The organism is Mesorhizobium sp. Ca11, from assembly GCF_020165275.1.
Lineage (GTDB): Bacteria > Pseudomonadota > Alphaproteobacteria > Rhizobiales > Rhizobiaceae > Mesorhizobium.
In genome coordinates, this window is record NZ_JAIUHU010000002.1 from 458088 (window position 1) to 473048 (window position 14961).

At 64.1% G+C, this 14961-nt stretch carries 13 protein-coding genes; 4 read left to right on the top strand and 9 right to left on the bottom strand.

All coding sequences use genetic code 11. The features are described 5' to 3' along the window. Positions 1–14 precede the first annotated feature (14 nt). Genes betA through betI form a run of 4 tightly spaced genes read right to left on the bottom strand, consistent with a single transcriptional unit; the run spans position 15 to position 4777 of the window. The gene (gene betA / locus LB538_RS05885) at positions 15–1667 is read right to left on the bottom strand and encodes a choline dehydrogenase (protein ID WP_224529982.1); all 1653 of its coding nucleotides are present in this window, start codon (positions 1665–1667) and stop codon (positions 15–17) included. Continuing rightward, positions 1660–2661, bottom strand: coding sequence for a threonine/serine dehydratase (locus tag LB538_RS05890; RefSeq protein WP_224529978.1), 1002 nt, complete (start codon positions 2659–2661; stop codon positions 1660–1662). Before LB538_RS05890 ends, betA begins: the two co-directional genes overlap by 8 nt. Continuing rightward, positions 2661–4190: a choline-sulfatase gene (gene betC / locus LB538_RS05895; protein ID WP_224529974.1), complete on the bottom strand. Its 1530-nt coding sequence runs from the start codon at positions 4188–4190 to the stop codon at positions 2661–2663. Before betC ends, LB538_RS05890 begins: the two co-directional genes overlap by 1 nt. Next, positions 4187–4777, bottom strand: coding sequence for a transcriptional regulator BetI (gene betI, locus LB538_RS05900; protein WP_224529972.1), 591 nt, complete (start codon positions 4775–4777; stop codon positions 4187–4189). The genes betC and betI overlap by 4 nt, the downstream gene beginning before the upstream one ends. Before the next feature lie 186 nt (positions 4778–4963). Here betI and LB538_RS05905 point away from each other — a divergent pair, with 186 nt between their 5' ends. Beyond that, positions 4964–6130, top strand: coding sequence for an acetyl-CoA acetyltransferase (locus tag LB538_RS05905; RefSeq protein ID WP_224529971.1), 1167 nt, complete (start codon positions 4964–4966; stop codon positions 6128–6130). Positions 6131–6183: 53 nt separating this feature from the next. Continuing rightward, a complete protein-coding gene (locus tag LB538_RS05910) occupies positions 6184–7188 on the top strand; it encodes an asparaginase (RefSeq protein WP_224529961.1) in 1005 nt (334 codons plus the stop codon). Here the strand turns inward: LB538_RS05910 and LB538_RS05915 are convergent. Continuing rightward, positions 7181–7660 carry a GNAT family N-acetyltransferase gene (locus LB538_RS05915; protein ID WP_224529960.1) on the bottom strand — a complete coding sequence of 160 codons (480 nt, stop codon included), beginning with the start codon at positions 7658–7660 and terminating at the stop codon, positions 7181–7183. The two genes, LB538_RS05910 and LB538_RS05915, sit on opposite strands and share 8 nt — an antisense overlap. Then, entirely contained in the window at positions 7660–7941 is a 282-nt protein-coding gene (locus tag LB538_RS05920) for a DUF1778 domain-containing protein (protein WP_224529957.1), read from the bottom strand. The genes LB538_RS05915 and LB538_RS05920 overlap by 1 nt, the downstream gene beginning before the upstream one ends. A 179-nt stretch (positions 7942–8120) precedes the next feature. Here LB538_RS05920 and LB538_RS05925 point away from each other — a divergent pair, with 179 nt between their 5' ends. Beyond that, on the top strand, positions 8121–8933 hold the full coding sequence (locus tag LB538_RS05925) for a class I SAM-dependent methyltransferase (RefSeq protein ID WP_224529956.1): 813 nt from the start codon (positions 8121–8123) through the stop codon (positions 8931–8933). Here LB538_RS05925 and LB538_RS05930 read toward each other — a convergent pair. Further along, positions 8930–10306: a TIGR03808 family TAT-translocated repetitive protein gene (locus LB538_RS05930; protein WP_224529952.1), complete on the bottom strand. Its 1377-nt coding sequence runs from the start codon at positions 10304–10306 to the stop codon at positions 8930–8932. The two genes, LB538_RS05925 and LB538_RS05930, sit on opposite strands and share 4 nt — an antisense overlap. Before the next feature lie 106 nt (positions 10307–10412). Here LB538_RS05930 and greA point away from each other — a divergent pair, with 106 nt between their 5' ends. Then, on the top strand, positions 10413–10895 hold the full coding sequence (greA, locus tag LB538_RS05935) for a transcription elongation factor GreA (RefSeq protein ID WP_140845738.1): 483 nt from the start codon (positions 10413–10415) through the stop codon (positions 10893–10895). A 302-nt stretch (positions 10896–11197) separates the two neighbouring features. On the opposite strand, the gene scpA is transcribed toward greA, so the two are convergent. Together scpA and LB538_RS05945 are read right to left on the bottom strand one after the other, a co-directional pair. Next, positions 11198–13321 carry a methylmalonyl-CoA mutase gene (gene scpA / locus LB538_RS05940; RefSeq protein WP_224529949.1) on the bottom strand — a complete coding sequence of 708 codons (2124 nt, stop codon included), beginning with the start codon at positions 13319–13321 and terminating at the stop codon, positions 11198–11200. Further along, positions 13318–14757, bottom strand: a complete 1440-nt coding sequence (locus tag LB538_RS05945) for a methylmalonyl-CoA mutase subunit beta (RefSeq protein ID WP_224529947.1) — start codon at positions 14755–14757, stop codon at positions 13318–13320. The genes scpA and LB538_RS05945 overlap by 4 nt, the downstream gene beginning before the upstream one ends. Positions 14758–14961 lie beyond the last annotated feature (204 nt).

The window sequence follows — 14961 nt, forward strand, 5'->3', positions numbered from 1 at the left end:
TGCCCGACAATGCCCTATCGGTCCGCCACCTGCCAGCGCGGATTGATCCACGGTTCCTGGTTGGATGGCGCCAGCGGCGTTCGGCCAAGGATGTGGTCGGACGCCTTCTCGCCGGTCATGATCGAGGGCGCGTTGAGGTTGCCGTTGGTCACCCGCGGGAAGATCGAGGAGTCGGCGACGCGCAGCCCCTCGACGCCGATCACCCGGCATTCCGGATCGACGACACTGGTCAGGTCGTCGGCGCGGCCCATCCTGCAGGTGCCGCAAGGATGGTAGGCGCTCTCGGCATGGTCGCGGATGAAGGCGTCGAGCTCGTCGTCCGACTGCACATGGCTGCCCGGTGAAATCTCTTTGCCGCGAAAGCCGTCGAAGGCTTTCTGGCCGAAAATCTCGCGCGTAAGCCGGATGCAGTGGCGGAACTCGCTCCAGTCGTCCGGATGCGACATATAGTTGAAGCGGATCACCGGCTTGGCCTTCGGATCGGGCGAGCGCAAGCTCACCGAGCCGCGGGACTTCGAGCGCATCGGGCCGACATGCGCCTGGAAGCCGTGCGACTTCGCCGCCGACTTGCCGTCATAGCGCACGGCCGCCGGGATGAAGTGGTACTGGATATCGGGATAGTCGATGCCGGCCTGCGAACGCACGAAGGCTGCCGCCTCGAAATGATTGGTGGCGCCAAGGCCGGTCTTGAAGAACAGCCATTGCGCGCCGATCAGCGCCTTGGAGAAGGGATTGAGCACCGAGTTCAGCGTGATCGGCTTGGTCGATTCCTGCTGGATATAAAGCTCCAGGTGGTCCTGCAGATTGGCGCCGACGCCCGGCCGGTCGGCAACCACCTGGATGCCGTTTTCCTGGAGATGCGCACCCGGGCCGATGCCTGACAGCATCAGGATCTTCGGCGAATTGATCGACGACGCCGCGACGATCACCTCACGGCGCGCCTTAACGACCTGAATCTTTTTGTCAGCTTCGATCTCGACGCCGATCGCGCGTTGATTCTCGATTACCACGCGCCGGGCGAAACCCTTGAGCAGCCTGACATTTCCGCGTCTGAGAGCCGGCTTGAGATAGGCGTTCGCCGCCGACCAGCGGCGGCCGCCCAGAATGGTCTGTTCCATCGGCCCGAAACCTTCCTGCTTGGAGCCGTTATAGTCGTCGGTCAGCTCGAACCCGGCCTGGCGGCCCGCCTCAACGAAGGCGCCGTAGAGCGGATTTTTCCGAGTGCCGCGCTGCACATGCAATGGTCCGCCTTTGCCTCGCCAGCCGTCCTCGCCGCCGTCGCAATCCTCCATGCGCTTGAAATAGGGAAGCACGTCGGCGAACGCCCAGCCTGCGGCGCCCTGTTCGGCCCAGTGGTCGAAGTCATGCGCATGTCCGCGCACATAGACCATGCCGTTGATCGAGGACGAGCCGCCGAGCACCTTGCCGCGTGGGGTGGCAAGCACGCGCCCGCCGAGATGCGGCTCCGGCTCGCTGGCGAAACCCCAGTCGTAAAGGCTCATATTGAGCGGGATCGACAGCGCCGACGGCATCTGGATCAGCGGCCCCATATCGGTGCCGCCGAACTCGATGACGATCACCGAGTGCTTGCCGTCTTCCGACAGCCGGTAGGCCATGGCCGAGCCGGCGGAGCCGGAGCCGATGATGACGAAATCCGCTTCAAGCATTGTTCATGTGCGCCATAAAGTCGGCGAGCGAGACATTGCCGCCGGTTGCAACCACAAGGACGGTCTTGTCCTTCACATCCACCTTGCCGCCGAGCAGCGCTGCGAGCGATGCCGCGCCCGAAGGTTCGAGCACCAGCTTCATCCGCTCGAACGCGATCTTCATCGCCCGCCGCACCGAGGCGTCGTCGACGGTGACACCGCGCACCCCGGCAGCGCTCACCGCCGCGAAGGGCGCGTCGCCGGGCTTGCGCGCCATCAGCCCGTCGCAGATCGATTTCGGCCCGATCGGCATCGTCTCGATCGCGCCATGCGCCAGCGACGAGCCCATGCCGTTGAAACCTTCCGGCTCGACGGCGATGATCTCGGTCTTGGGCGACAGATAGTGGAAGGCCAGCGAAACACCGCCGATCAGTCCGCCGCCGCCGACCGAGCAGAACACCAGATCGGCATGCGCCTTCTTCATTGCCAGCTGGTCGAGCGCTTCAAGTCCCGCGCCGGCCTGGCCGGCCACGATCTCAGGATCGTCGAAGGGATGCAGCAAGGTGAGGTGCTCGCTCTCGGCGATCTCGCGCGCTTTTGCAGCCGCAACTTCCTCGCGGGCGCGCTCGCCATGGTCGGTCAGCACCACGCGCGCGCCATAACCGGCGGTCGCGTCGCGCTTGGCGGCGGGCGCGTCGATCGGCATGACGATGGTGACGGGAATGCCCAGCGCCTGGCCGGCCGCCGCCAGCCCTTGCGCGAAATTGCCAGAGGAATAGGCGACGACCCCCTTTTTCGCTTCATCCGGCGAAAGCCGGTTCAACCGCCAATAGGCGCCGCGCACCTTGAAGGAGCCGGCCCATTGCAGCGACTCCGGCTTGACGAAGATCCGCGCTGCACCTGTCTCTTTTGCGAGCGCAACCGACTCCAGCAGCGGCGTCACCTGCGTGGCCGTCGAGGTGATGGCATAGGCCTGTTTCAGATGGTCGAGGGTGGGAACGAGAACGTCAGCCATTATTCGCCTCTCGGATAGCGTTTGCTCTCTTCGAGATTGTCGAGGTTCATGTGATTGCGCATGTAGCGTTCCGACGCCTTCTGCAGCGGCTGGAAATCCCACGGGTAGTAGGCGCCGTTGCGCAACGCCGGATAGACAACCCAGCGGCGCGCCTGGCTTTCGCGCACGGCGGCGTCGAAGGCAGCCATGTCCCAGCGGGCCCTGACCTTGTCCATGAACATCGCCACCAGGGCTGCGTTCGCCGGATCCTCGGCGAGGTTGTCACGCTCGAGCGGATCGGTATCGAGATCGAACAGTTGCGGCGCGTCGAGCTCGCAATGGACGAATTTGTATTTGCCGTCGCGCATCGCGACCAGCGGCGCGTAGGAGCCTTCGGCCGCATACTCCATCAGCACCGGCCCGCTTCGCGCCTTGCCGTCGAGCAGCGGCAGCAGCGACTGGCCGTCGGTCCACGGCGCGATTGCGGCGATGTCTATGCCGGCGAGGTCGCAGAGCGTCGGCGTCACGTCGAGATTGGAAACTGGTGTCTTGATCGGCCCAGCCGGAACGCCCTTGCCGGCAATCATCAGCGGCACGCGGGCAGATCCCTCGAAGAAGCTCATCTTGAACCACAGGCCGCGTTCGCCCAGCATGTCGCCGTGGTCCGAACAGAACAGGACAGTGGTGTCGTCGAGCATGCGGGTACGCTTGAGGACGTCCAGAATCTCGCCCAGCTTGTCGTCGACATAGGAGATGTTGGCGAAATAGCCGCGCCGCGAACGGCGCACCTGTTCCGGCGTGATCTCGAAGGCTTGATAGTCGCTGGCCCGGTAGAGCCGTTGCGAATGCGTATCCTGCTCGTCATGCGGGATGAACGGGGTTTCAGGATCGAGCGCCTGGCAGTTCTCGTAGAGATCCCAATATTGCTTGCGCGCCACATAGGGGTCGTGCGGATGCGACAGCGAAACGGTAAGGCACCAGGGACGGTGACCCGCATCGTCCTGCTCGCGCGACAGCTGGTAGAGTTTTTGCGTGGCCAGGAACACGACCTCGTCGTCATACTCCATTTGGTTGGTGATCTCGGCGACGCCGGCACCGGTGACCGAACCCAGATTGTGATACCACCAGTCGATGCGCTCGCCGGGCTTGCGGTAATCCGGCGTCCAGCCGAAATCGGCGGGATAGATGTCGGTGGTCAGACGATCCTCGAACCCGTGCAACTGGTCGGGCCCGACGAAATGCATCTTGCCGGACAGGCAGGTGTAATAGCCGGCGGCGCGCAGATGGTGGGCGAAGGTCGGAATGGAAGACGTGAACTCGGCGGCGTTGTCATAGACCCCCGTGCGCGACGGCAATTGCCCGCTCATGAACGAAGCGCGGCCAGGCGCGCAGAGCGGCGAGGCAGTGTAATTGTTGGCGAAGCGCGCCGAGCGCGCGGCAAGCGCCTTCAGGTGCGGGGCATGCAGGAAGTCCGCCGGGCCGTCTGGAAAGAACGTGCCGTTGAGCTGATCGACCATGACGATCAGGAAATTGGGTCGCCGGGTGGTCAAGGCAGGCTCCGTCCGTTGAGCTTGGTTTCGAGATAATCTTCCACGAGCGCGATCGCGGTCTGCGCGTCGGGCACGCCGTCCTTCAGCGCGCGGCGGATATAAAGCCCGTCGATCAGTGCCGCGGTCGCTTCCGCCACACGGTCGGCCTCGGTCCGAGGCAGGATGCCGGTCAGCCCGCTCATCAGGTTCGAATTGAGCCGGCGCGCATAGATGCGGAGCAGCCGCCGCAGCTCAGTCGATTTCTGCGCCTCTACATAGAAGGCGAGCCAGGCGGCGATGATCTGTGGCTGGAACTGATCGTCGGAAAAGCTGACGGCGACGACGGCCGAGACGCGCTGGCGCGGCGTGGCGGCAATGCCGAACGCGCGCCTTGTGTCGGTGTTGAGCTCGGCGAGGATGTGCCGCATTGTGGCGAAGAGCAGTTCGTCCTTGGCGCCGAAATAGTGATGCGCCAGCGCCGACGATACGCCGGCGCGGCCGGCGATCTCCGACATCGTCACGTCCAACGACCCGCGCTCGCCGATCGCCGAGATCGTCGCGTCGATCAGCGCCTTGCGGCGCACTGGCTCCATTCCGATTTTCGGCATTTTGGAATCCGGTTCTGCGGTTAGATTATTTTTTATTGACGGATCAATCAATAAAAAATCGAGTGGGATCAACCTTTCATTTCGATCTGGTCCATGCCTGGGGCTGGAAAACGGTTCACTATTGAACAATATTGAATCACGTGCCGCGCGCGATCGTGCTAGGCTGCGGCGCAAATGGAGGCTGCCATGACCGCATGCATCGTCGGCTGGGCGCATTCGCGCTTCGGCAAGCTCGAAGGCGAGACGCTGGAGGGCCTGATCACCAAGGTCGCCGTCGAAGCGCTCGACCACGCCGGCATCGGTGCGGACGATGTCGACGAGATCGTGCTTGGCCATTTCAACGCCGGCTTCTCGCCGCAGGATTTCACCGCGAGCCTCGTGCTCCAGGCCGATGACCGGCTGCGCTTCAAGCCGGCGACGCGCGTCGAGAACGCCTGCGCCACCGGCTCGGCCGCTGTCCGTCAAGGCATCCGCGCCATCGACGCCAACGCCGCTCGCATCGTGCTGGTGGTCGGCGCCGAGCAGATGACGACCACGCCCGGACCCGAGATCGGCAAGAACCTGCTCAAGGCCTCCTACCTGCCGGAAGATGGCGACACGCCGGCTGGCTTCGCCGGCGTCTTCGGCAAGATCGCGCAAGCCTATTTCCAGCGCTATGGCGACCAATCGGACGCGCTTGCCATGATCGCCGCCAAGAACCACAAGAATGGCGTCGACAATCCCTACGCCCAGATGCGCAAGGATTTCGGCTACGAGTTCTGCCGCCAGGAAAGCGAGAAGAACCCGTTCGTCGCCGGTCCGCTGAAGCGCACCGATTGCTCGCTGGTCTCCGACGGCGCCGCGGCGCTCGTTCTCACCGACACGGCGACGGCGCTGAAGATGCGCCGCGCCGTGACTTTCCGCGCCAACGAACATGTCCAGGATTTCCTGCCGATGTCGAAGCGCGACATCCTCTCCTTCGAGGGTTGCGAGCGCGCCTGGGAGCAGGCGCTGAAGAAGGCCGGCGTGACGCTCGACGACCTCTCCTTCGTCGAGACGCATGACTGCTTCACCATCGCCGAGCTGATCGAATACGAAGCGATGGGGCTCGCCAAGCCAGGCGAGGGCGCCAGGCTGGCGCTGGATGGCACGACCGCAAAGGACGGTCGGCTGCCGGTCAACCCGTCCGGCGGCCTCAAGGCCAAGGGCCACCCGATCGGCGCTACCGGTGTCTCGATGCATGTGCTGACAGCCATGCAGCTCACCGGCGAAGCCGGCGGCATCCAGGTGCCGGGCGCAAAACTCGGCGGCATCTTCAACATGGGTGGCGCGGCGGTCGCCAACTACGTTTCCATCCTCGACCGGATCAGGTAGAAGCGGCCCGCATCAAAGCGCGCCCTCCTTGGGCGGCGCGTGCGGGAGGCAACATGACAAATCCGGTTCTGGTCGAAGTCACGCGCGGCGAGGTGGTCGAAAGCGCCCACCGCGGCGCGGTCTCCGTCTTCGACGCCGACGGCAAGACCGTCTGGGAGATCGGCGATACGGACCGCCCGGTGTTCCCGCGCTCGGCGGTGAAAGCAATCCAGGCATTGCCGCTGGTCGAATCGGGTGCCGCCGATGCCTACGGCTTCGGCAACCGCGAGCTGGCGCTGGCCTGCGCCTCGCATTCGGGCGAGCCGGCCCATGTCGAATTGGCCAACGCGATGCTCGCCAGGGCAGGCCTCGACAGGACGGCGCTGGAATGCGGTGCGCACTGGCCCTCGAGCCACGACGCCACCATCGCGCTCGCTCGCGCCGGCAACGTGCCCAACGCTTTGCACAACAACTGCTCCGGCAAGCATTCCGGTTTCCTCTGCACCTGCGTGCATGCCGGCATTTCCCACGCCGGCTATGTCAAAGCCGGCCATGCGCTGCAGGAGATGGTGCACGACGCCATGCAGTCCGTGACCGGCGCGGCGCATGACGTCGACCATTGCGGTATCGACGGCTGCTCGATCCCGACCTACGCCGTGCCGTTGAAGAATTTTGCTCAGGGCTTTGCCCGTATGGCGACGGGCAGGGGCCTTGCGCCCGCGCGCGCCAAGGCGGCGAAGCGGCTGCTTTCGGCCTGCATGGCCGAGCCGTTCCTGGTCGCGGGCACCGGCAGGGCCGACGTCGCGCTGATGCAGGCAGCACCCGGTCGCATCTTCGTCAAGACCGGCGCCGAAGGCGTCTATTGCGCGGCATTGCCCGAACTTGGCCTCGGCATTGCCTTGAAATGCGATGACGGCGCAGGCAGGGGGGCCGAAGTGATGATCGCCGCAGTACTGGCGAAGTTGCTCCGCGACGATGAGGCGGTTGCGGCAAGGCTTACCGAACTCGCCCATCCCGCAATCGAAAGCCGCAAAGGTGCGAAGGTCGGCTTGCTGCGGCCGACGGCGGCGCTCAACTAGCTGTCTTCAGCGACAGCACCAAAGTCATCGGATTTTTTGGGGAAGCCTGGAAGCCATAGCGCTCATAAAACGTCTTGGCTTCATCCGATATGGCATGAACCAGGAGACCGCGAATGCCGAGAATCGCTGCCGCTTGGCCCGTCCGCAGCACCGCGTCCTGCAGCAGAGCAACACCCAGACCCTTGCCTTGCCAGTTCGCATCGACAGCCAAACGGCCAAGCACAGCCATGGGCACGGGATCGGGCATATTGCGCCGGATCGAACCGGGCGCATCCGCCAGGTCAAGTCCGCCCGATGAAAGGCAGTAGTAACCGACGACGCGCGTACCTTCCGCAATCACATAGGTTCTGGACGCACCGCTGACTTGATTGGCGCGCGCCCGCCGTCGAAGCCATTGATCCAGGCTGTCGGTCCCGCTTTGAAGAAGGTCGAGTTCGTGCGCATCGGCTAAAAGAGCTGGCGCCGAAAGCATCAGTCCCGCCAAGGCTTGGGCGCATTCATCAGGCGGGCGAATCCCTCGCCGCTCGGCGGCTGGTCGAGGATATCGAGATAGTGCCGATAGCTTTCGGCATCGACCTTGACGAGCGTCTGGTCGAGCAGCGTGTCTTCGGCTGCGCGGTAGGCAGCGTCGATCATGAAGTCGGATCGGGTCTTCCCGCGGATCTTCGCGGCGCGGTCGATCAGGATGCGGACATCCTCGCGGATGCGCAGATTGACGGGCTTGGCGTGGGTATCTTGATTTTTGGTAGTCATGGCAAATCCTTTCGTTACCGGTTTAGCATTTTTGCATACACAATGTGTATCTAATTCTGAAATTGCCAATTTTCCTCGCTGGCGACCTGGACGGCGCCGGTCCTACGCAAAACCGAACAGCAGCGAGTTCATGTTTCTGCTAGTCTCCCTCACCACCAATCGGATGCTGGGCGCTGGCTATGCTGGAAGCGGACAAGGTGTTTGCCGGGTCGATCCCGGAAAATTACGATCGTCATATGGTGCCGCTGATTTTCGAGGCCTATGCCGCGGAGTCCGCGCGGCGGGCGGCGTCTTTCTCACCCTTGGCCGTTTTGGAGACCGCCGCGGGCACCGGGGCCGTCACCCGTGCCTTGGCGCCGAAACTCTCTCCTGATGCCAGCTACGTCGTAACCGACCTCAACCAGCCGATGCTCGATTATGCGGCTTCGCGCCAGGGGCCTGACAGCCGCATTACCTTGCGCCAGGCGGATGCCCTGAAGCTGCCTTTCAAGGATGCGGCCTTCGACCTCGTCTGTTGTCAGTTCGGCGCCATGTTCTTCCCCGACCGTTCCGCTGCCTATCGCGAGGCAAAGCGGGTGCTGAAGCCCGGCGGACATTTCCTCTTCAGCGTCTGGGATCGCATCGAGGAGAATATATTCGCCGATGATGTGACGAATGCTCTCGCCAGGATGTTTCCGCATGACCCGCCGCGCTTCCTGGCGCGCACGCCGCATGGCTACCACGACAAGGACCTGATCCGCAGCGACCTCGAAGCCGCGGGATTCTCCGATGTGACGATCGACACCAGGGCCGAGCAGAGCCGCGCATCCTCGCCGCGCGTTCCAGCCATCGCCTACTGTCAGGGCACCGTGCTTCGCAATGAGATCGAGGCCAGGGAGGCCGGAAGATTGGAGTCGGCAACTGACTACGCCGAAGCCGCAATAGCCGACAGACATGGCAGCGGCGAAATTGCCGCCAAGATCCAGGCGCATATCATCGTGGCCGTGGCCTAACTCACCTTGTTGCGCTCCACGGTGAGATGCGCGTAGCCCGTATCGGTTGACTGCGTTAGGTCCCCGGTCACTGGATCGGCCCAGCGCTGGCCGACAATGGCGCCGTTTTTCGCGCCGTCGATGACATTGTCTGAGATAACGGCGCTGCCTGAACCTTCGACGACCGAAGCGACGATGCCGGTGCCCGCCTTGCGGATGATATTGCCTGTCGCCACGACATTGCGCAGATAAGGACCCCAGCCGAGCTGCATGCCATAGAGCGGCGCGTTCTCGACGACGTTGCCGGACACCGTTGTGTCGGCCTCGGCGCTGATGCCGACGCCGAAGCCGGGCGGGTCAGCGGTGTAGGGGCCGATGGTCGAGAGGTTGCGCACGATATTGTTCGAGCAGACGGCCATCCGCCCGCCTTCGTTGAAATTGACGATCGAGATGCCGTTGGCGGCGCCGTCGACCAGATTGTTGCTGATGATTGCGCCTTCGAAGGAGAATTCCGAATAGATCCCGGTTTCGCCCGAGCGCGAGCAGGTGTTGCCGGTGATCTGCAAATTGCTTGAGCTGTTGGCGCGGACCGCGGTGAAAGCACAGTCGGAGACGACGTTGCCGGAGATGATGACGTTGTCGGCGCGGAAGGCATTGATGCCGTTGCCGTTCTGCCCGGTGCCGCCGCTGCGCGCGCCGATCCTCTGCACGCGGTTGCAGCTGACGATGGTGCCGTCTTCCGCAGCCTGCCAGCGATGCACCAGTATGCCGCCATTGGCGCAGTCCGAAATGTTATTGCCCGAAATCTCCAACCCGCCGGCCTCGACTGAATAGATGCCGGCATCTGCAGCACCCGAAATATCCGAGCGACCGACGCGACCGACGGCATGCTCGAGCGCCAGCCCGTTCTTGCCGCTGCCGGTCACCTGGCAATTGTCGATGACGAGATGGGCGACACGGCGCAGGTCGAGCAGCCCCTGCGTGTAGTCGGCTAGCCAGCGGTTGGCGCCGTCGAGCACCAGCCCGCTGAGCTCGATATGCTCGGCTTGTTCGGCCATCATCAGATGGCCGTTGCCGCCATAGACGATGCGAGTCGCGCCTGGCACACCCGACAGGCGCACGCGCGCGGGCAGCTTCAGGTTTGAGACGAGATAGCTGCCCGGCGGCAGGAATACCGGCTGGTCGCGGTCGCTGGCCTCGGCCAGCATCCTGGCAAAAACCTTGCTCTGGTCGTCGACCGCGCCCGGCTGCACGCCGATCTCCGTGGCGTTGATCGAGCCGCGCATCGCGGCCATCTCGATGCCCGGCAGCGACTTGGCCGATGCCTTGCCGGCAAAGACGCCGGCAACGGCGAAGCCGGCGGTCCGGGCAAGCAGCGTTCGTCTGTTCAACATCGGCACAGGTCCTGGCGTTTCGCCCTGTCTGTCGCAGGAATCGTGCCAAGGCGGGCTCATCGGCAAACCGCTTGTGCAGTCGCCTCGCCAAGCCTAAGTTCACCGCATGAGCAGAGCTTTCACGCGCGAAGAAGACAGCGAGAACGCCATTGCCGGCGTCGGCGAACGGCCGGTCAGCACGCACCGCAACCTGGTGACGGAGCGCGGCCTGGCGATGATCGAGGACAATCTCGCCGAGCTGCGCGACCTGATGGCCAAGGCTGAAAGGCGTGGCGACCGCGAGCGCCTCGCTGTCGTATCGCGCGACCTGCGCTACTGGACCGCGCGACGCGAAAGCGCGGAGCTTTCGGTGCCGGAGCCGGGCAGCGATGTGGTGCGCTTCGGCATGGGCGTCACCCTGGAAGGCGATGACGGCAGGAAGGTGCATTGGCGCATCGTCGGCGAGGACGAGGCCAATCCGTCGAAGGGCAGCATTTCCCATGTCTCGCCGATGGCCGTGGCTCTATTCGGCAAGAAGATCGGCGAGGTCGTGACCGTCAACGGCAAGGAATGGGAAATCGTCAAGCTCTCGGACAAGGTCGAGAACTAGCAGCCAAGCCTAATTGCCAGCTGCTGTAACAACCCAGCTTCGTATCTGTCCACGACATCGCGAGCAGCGTTCATTTCCCGTTTGTAGTTGTCGTGGCGGATTGGCCTTAGAATGACGCCGTCGTCGGTTTCGGCGATCTGGAGCTCATCGCCGACCTTGGAGGCTCAAGCTGTCAAGCATTTCGCGTGGCAGTAGCAAGGCCCCCGATCCGTCCTCAAGCCTCTGGACGACTGTCTGAATATCATCGCGCCATGGTTGCATCTATTTCCATAGAACAACCTTTTGGCCAAATCGCCAAGCCCTCACTGATCGGCCAGCAACCGATCCATCAGCCGGTTGGCCGCCTCCGGGATGACGGTTCCCGGCGGGAAGATCTCTGCCGCGCCTGCCGCCAGCACCGCGTCGTAGTCTTGTGGCGGAATGACGCCGCCGGCGACGATCAGCATCTCGCCATGGCCGAGTTTCTTCAGCGCGTCCTTGAGCTCTGGGATCAGCGTCAGGTGCCCGGCGGCTAAGGAGGAGGCGCCGATGATGTCGACATCGTGCTGCACCGCGAGCTTCGCGATCTCGTCCGGCGTCTGAAACATCGGTCCGACGGTGACATCGAATCCCAGATCGGCGAACGCGCTGGCGATCACCTTCTGGCCGCGGTCGTGGCCGTCCTGGCCCATCTTGGCGACCAGGATGCGCGGTTTGCCGCCGGATTTCTTTTCGAACGCTTCGATCTTCTCCTGCAGCCGCTCAAGCCCCGGGTTGTCGCCGAGCGCCTCGCGATAGACGCCGAAGATCGTCTGCACCGCCGCCGTGTGGCGGCCGAATACCTTTTCCAGCGCCAGCGAAATCTCGCCGACGGTAGCGTTGGCGCGCGCCGCGCGGATCGCGAATTGGAGCAGGTTCTCGTCGCCCTCGGCGGCACGGGTCAGCGCCGCCAGCGCATCCTCCAGCGCCGCGACGTCGCGTGTGCCTTTCAGCCGCTGCAGCTTCGCCAATTGCCTGGCCTTCACCTCGGCATTGTCGATCTTCAGCACATCGACCTCGATATCCGCTTCAGGCCGGTGCGCGTTGACGCCGACCAGAATTTGCTCGCCGGAATCGATGCGCGCCTGGGTACGCGCCGCGGCTTCCTCGATGCGCAGCTTCGGAATGCCCTTTTCGATCGCCGCCGCCATGCCGCCGAGGTTTTCGACCTCCTCGATATGGGCAAGCGCGCGCGCCGCCAGATCATGCGTCAGCCGCTCGACATAGGCCGAGCCGCCCCATGGATCGATCATGCGCGTGGTGCCGGATTCCTTTTGCAGGATGAGCTGCGTGTTGCGCGCGATCCGCGCCGAATGGTCGGTCGGCAGCGCCATTGCTTCGTCGAAGGAATTGGTGTGCAGCGATTGCGTATGCCCCTGCGTCGCCGCCATCGCCTCGATCATCGTGCGGGTGATGTTGTTGTAGGGATCCTGCGCCGTCAGCGACCAGCCCGAGGTCTGGCAATGGGTGCGCAGCGACAGCGAGCGCTCGTCCTTTGGCGCAAAATTCTTCTTCATCAGGTTCGACCACAGCAGCCTTGCGGCCCTGAGCTTGGCGACCTCCATGAAGAAGTTCATGCCGATCGCCCAGAAGAAGGACAGGCGCGGCGCGAAACGGTCGATGTCGAGGCCGGCGGCGACGCCGGCGCGGGCATATTCGATGCCGTCGGCGATGGTGTAGGCAAGCTCCAGATCGGCCGTCGCGCCGGCTTCCTGCATGTGGTAGCCGGAAATCGAGATCGAGTTGAACTTCGGCATATGCCTGGAGGTGTAGGCGAAGATGTCCGACACGATCCGCATCGAAGGTTTCGGCGGATAGATGTAGGTGTTGCGGACCATGAACTCCTTCAGAATGTCGTTCTGAATGGTCCCGGCGAGATCGTTCTGGGCGACGCCCTGTTCCTCCGCCGCCACGATGTACAGCGCCATGATCGGCAGCACCGCGCCATTCATCGTCATCGACACCGTCATCTCGTTGAGCGGAATGCCGTCGAACAGCTGCCGCATGTCGAGGATGGAATCGATCGCCACGCCCGCCATGCCGACATCGCCGGCGACGCGCGGATGGTCGCTGTCATAGCCGCGATGCGTGGCGAGATCGAAGGCGACCGACAGGCCTTTCTGGCCGGCCGCGAGGTTGCGCCGGTAGAAGGCGTTGGATTCCTCGGCCGTCGAGAAGCCGGCATATTGACGGATCGTCCAGGGCTGCTGGACATACATGGTGGGGTAGGGGCCGCGCATGAAGGGCGGCAGGCCTGGATAGGTGTCGAGATTGGCAAGCCCCTTGAGGTCGCCTTCCGTGTAGAGATGTTTTACGGCGATGCCTTCCGGCGTCATCCGCTGGCCCTTGATCTCGACCGGCGCGCGACGCGGCTCCGACCAGCCGATCTGGCTGAAATCCGGGATCATGATCCGGCTCCGATCGACTGATCGATGCGCACCGGAAACAGCGGCTCGCAGGTCGCCACGCCTTCGGTCAGCGCTGGACGCCGTTCCCGCGGCAGCGTCTCGACCGGACGCTCCACCGGCGCGCGGTAAAGCGTAGTGCCGACAATGCCGCGCTCGCCCGATCGGTAGGCGCCGTTGCGCTTGGCGGCGGCCGTCTGCACTCGGTTCTGGATATAGCCCTGCTGCAGGCTGGCGAGCACGCCGCCCTCGGCCTCGATGCGCTGGAATTCTTCCCAGGCCGCGGCGCAGAGATCGTTGGTCAGCGCCTCGACCGAACCGGAGCCGCAGGCCGGATCGGCGACACGGCCGATGTGGCTTTCCTCGGCCATGATCAGCTGCGCGTTGCGGGCGACGCGGCGGGCAAAGCCGGCCGGTAGCCCATGCGTGATGGTATGCGGCAGGATCGAGATCGAATCTGCGCCGCCGGTTGCCGCCGCGAAGGCCGCGATCGCCGTACGCAAGATGTTGGTCTCCGGGTCGGCCATCGTCATCATGCGATAGGAGGTCTCGGCATGGATGCTGGCGGTCGAGGCCGGGATCGAGCAGGCTTCCTGGACGCGCGCCCAGAGCTTGCGCAACGCCCGCACCTTGGCCATCGACAGGAACTGGTCCTGGTCCACGCTGAGCGCGAAGCCGATATAGGGCGCCGCATAGACCAGCGGCTGGCGCGCCTTCTCGAACATTCTGAGATAGGACACGACCGATGCCATCATCGTACCAAGCTCCTGCGCCTCGGTGGCGCCGGCATTGTGGAAGACGCGGCCGTCGGCCTCGAGCAGCACGCCCGGCACGCCCATCGAGAAGAAATGCGCCAGCGACTGCGGCATCGATTCCTGCAGCGCCTCGATCGAGGTGCGCAGCCGCCCGGTTCCGGCGAAGATCGCTGCCGGGTCGATGCCGAAGGAAAGGTTGAGCTTGGCCGGATCGGAGCGGCGGCGGCTCAGGAAAGCCAGCAGCCAGTCGGCCACGGCGCGGCTCCAGGGGTGCGCGTCGATGCGCACCTGAACGCGGTTGAGCGGCACGCCGTCGAGCACCCTTTCCAGCGCCTCCGCGGTGCGCGGCAAGCCGTAGCCGAAGGCATTCGGCGCACCTTCGAAGACAAGCGACAGGCCAGTGGCACCTTGGGCGATGTCTTCCAGGGCTTGCGCGCTGGCCCGGGCGACATCTGGGTCGTCGACGCGCTGACTGACGATCCAGGGCGCGGTCGGATTTGTACGCGGCAATGGCTCGGTCGTCGAGCGTTGGCTGAGCGGCTCGATGCGGATGCCGTCATCGGTGTGGGAGACGAGCTTTTCCTCGAAGGAACCGCCGGCAAGCGCCTTTTCCGCCAGCGCCTGCCAACGCTTGGCGTCCGGGTTCGGAAGGTCGACATCCCTGGTCAAGGCGCCGGCGCCCATCGCTCTCCTCGCTTCTCTGTCGCATCAGCCGGTCAAGCCAATCTAAGGTCAGGAACCGGATATCACAATGCATCATCCGGCCGGGTTCTCTCGGCCAGCCAATCGATTGCCAAACATGCACCGAATCCGCAAGCGCCAAAGGCCAAATTCGCTGCTCCCAAAATCGAGACTGGGCATTGCCGCATGCGACCGGCGTTACTATAC

Bases quoted from the DNA above. Each gene is read 5' to 3' on its own strand.
- scpA (WP_224529949.1), bottom strand. From the start codon at position 13,321: ATGATCCCGGATTTCAGCCAGATCGGCTGGTCGGAGCCGCGTCGCGCG.
- LB538_RS05905 (WP_224529971.1), top strand. From the start codon at position 4,964: ATGACCGCATGCATCGTCGGCTGGGCGCATTCGCGCTTCGGCAAGCTC.
- LB538_RS05925 (WP_224529956.1), top strand. From the start codon at position 8,121: ATGCTGGAAGCGGACAAGGTGTTTGCCGGGTCGATCCCGGAAAATTAC.
- greA (WP_140845738.1), top strand. From the start codon at position 10,413: ATGAGCAGAGCTTTCACGCGCGAAGAAGACAGCGAGAACGCCATTGCC.
- LB538_RS05890 (WP_224529978.1), bottom strand. From the start codon at position 2,661: ATGGCTGACGTTCTCGTTCCCACCCTCGACCATCTGAAACAGGCCTAT.
- LB538_RS05910 (WP_224529961.1), top strand. From the start codon at position 6,184: ATGACAAATCCGGTTCTGGTCGAAGTCACGCGCGGCGAGGTGGTCGAA.
- LB538_RS05920 (WP_224529957.1), bottom strand. From the start codon at position 7,941: ATGACTACCAAAAATCAAGATACCCACGCCAAGCCCGTCAATCTGCGC.
- LB538_RS05915 (WP_224529960.1), bottom strand. From the start codon at position 7,660: ATGCTTTCGGCGCCAGCTCTTTTAGCCGATGCGCACGAACTCGACCTT.
- LB538_RS05945 (WP_224529947.1), bottom strand. From the start codon at position 14,757: ATGGGCGCCGGCGCCTTGACCAGGGATGTCGACCTTCCGAACCCGGAC.
- LB538_RS05930 (WP_224529952.1), bottom strand. From the start codon at position 10,306: ATGTTGAACAGACGAACGCTGCTTGCCCGGACCGCCGGCTTCGCCGTT.
- betA (WP_224529982.1), bottom strand. From the start codon at position 1,667: ATGCTTGAAGCGGATTTCGTCATCATCGGCTCCGGCTCCGCCGGCTCG.
- betI (WP_224529972.1), bottom strand. From the start codon at position 4,777: ATGCCGAAAATCGGAATGGAGCCAGTGCGCCGCAAGGCGCTGATCGAC.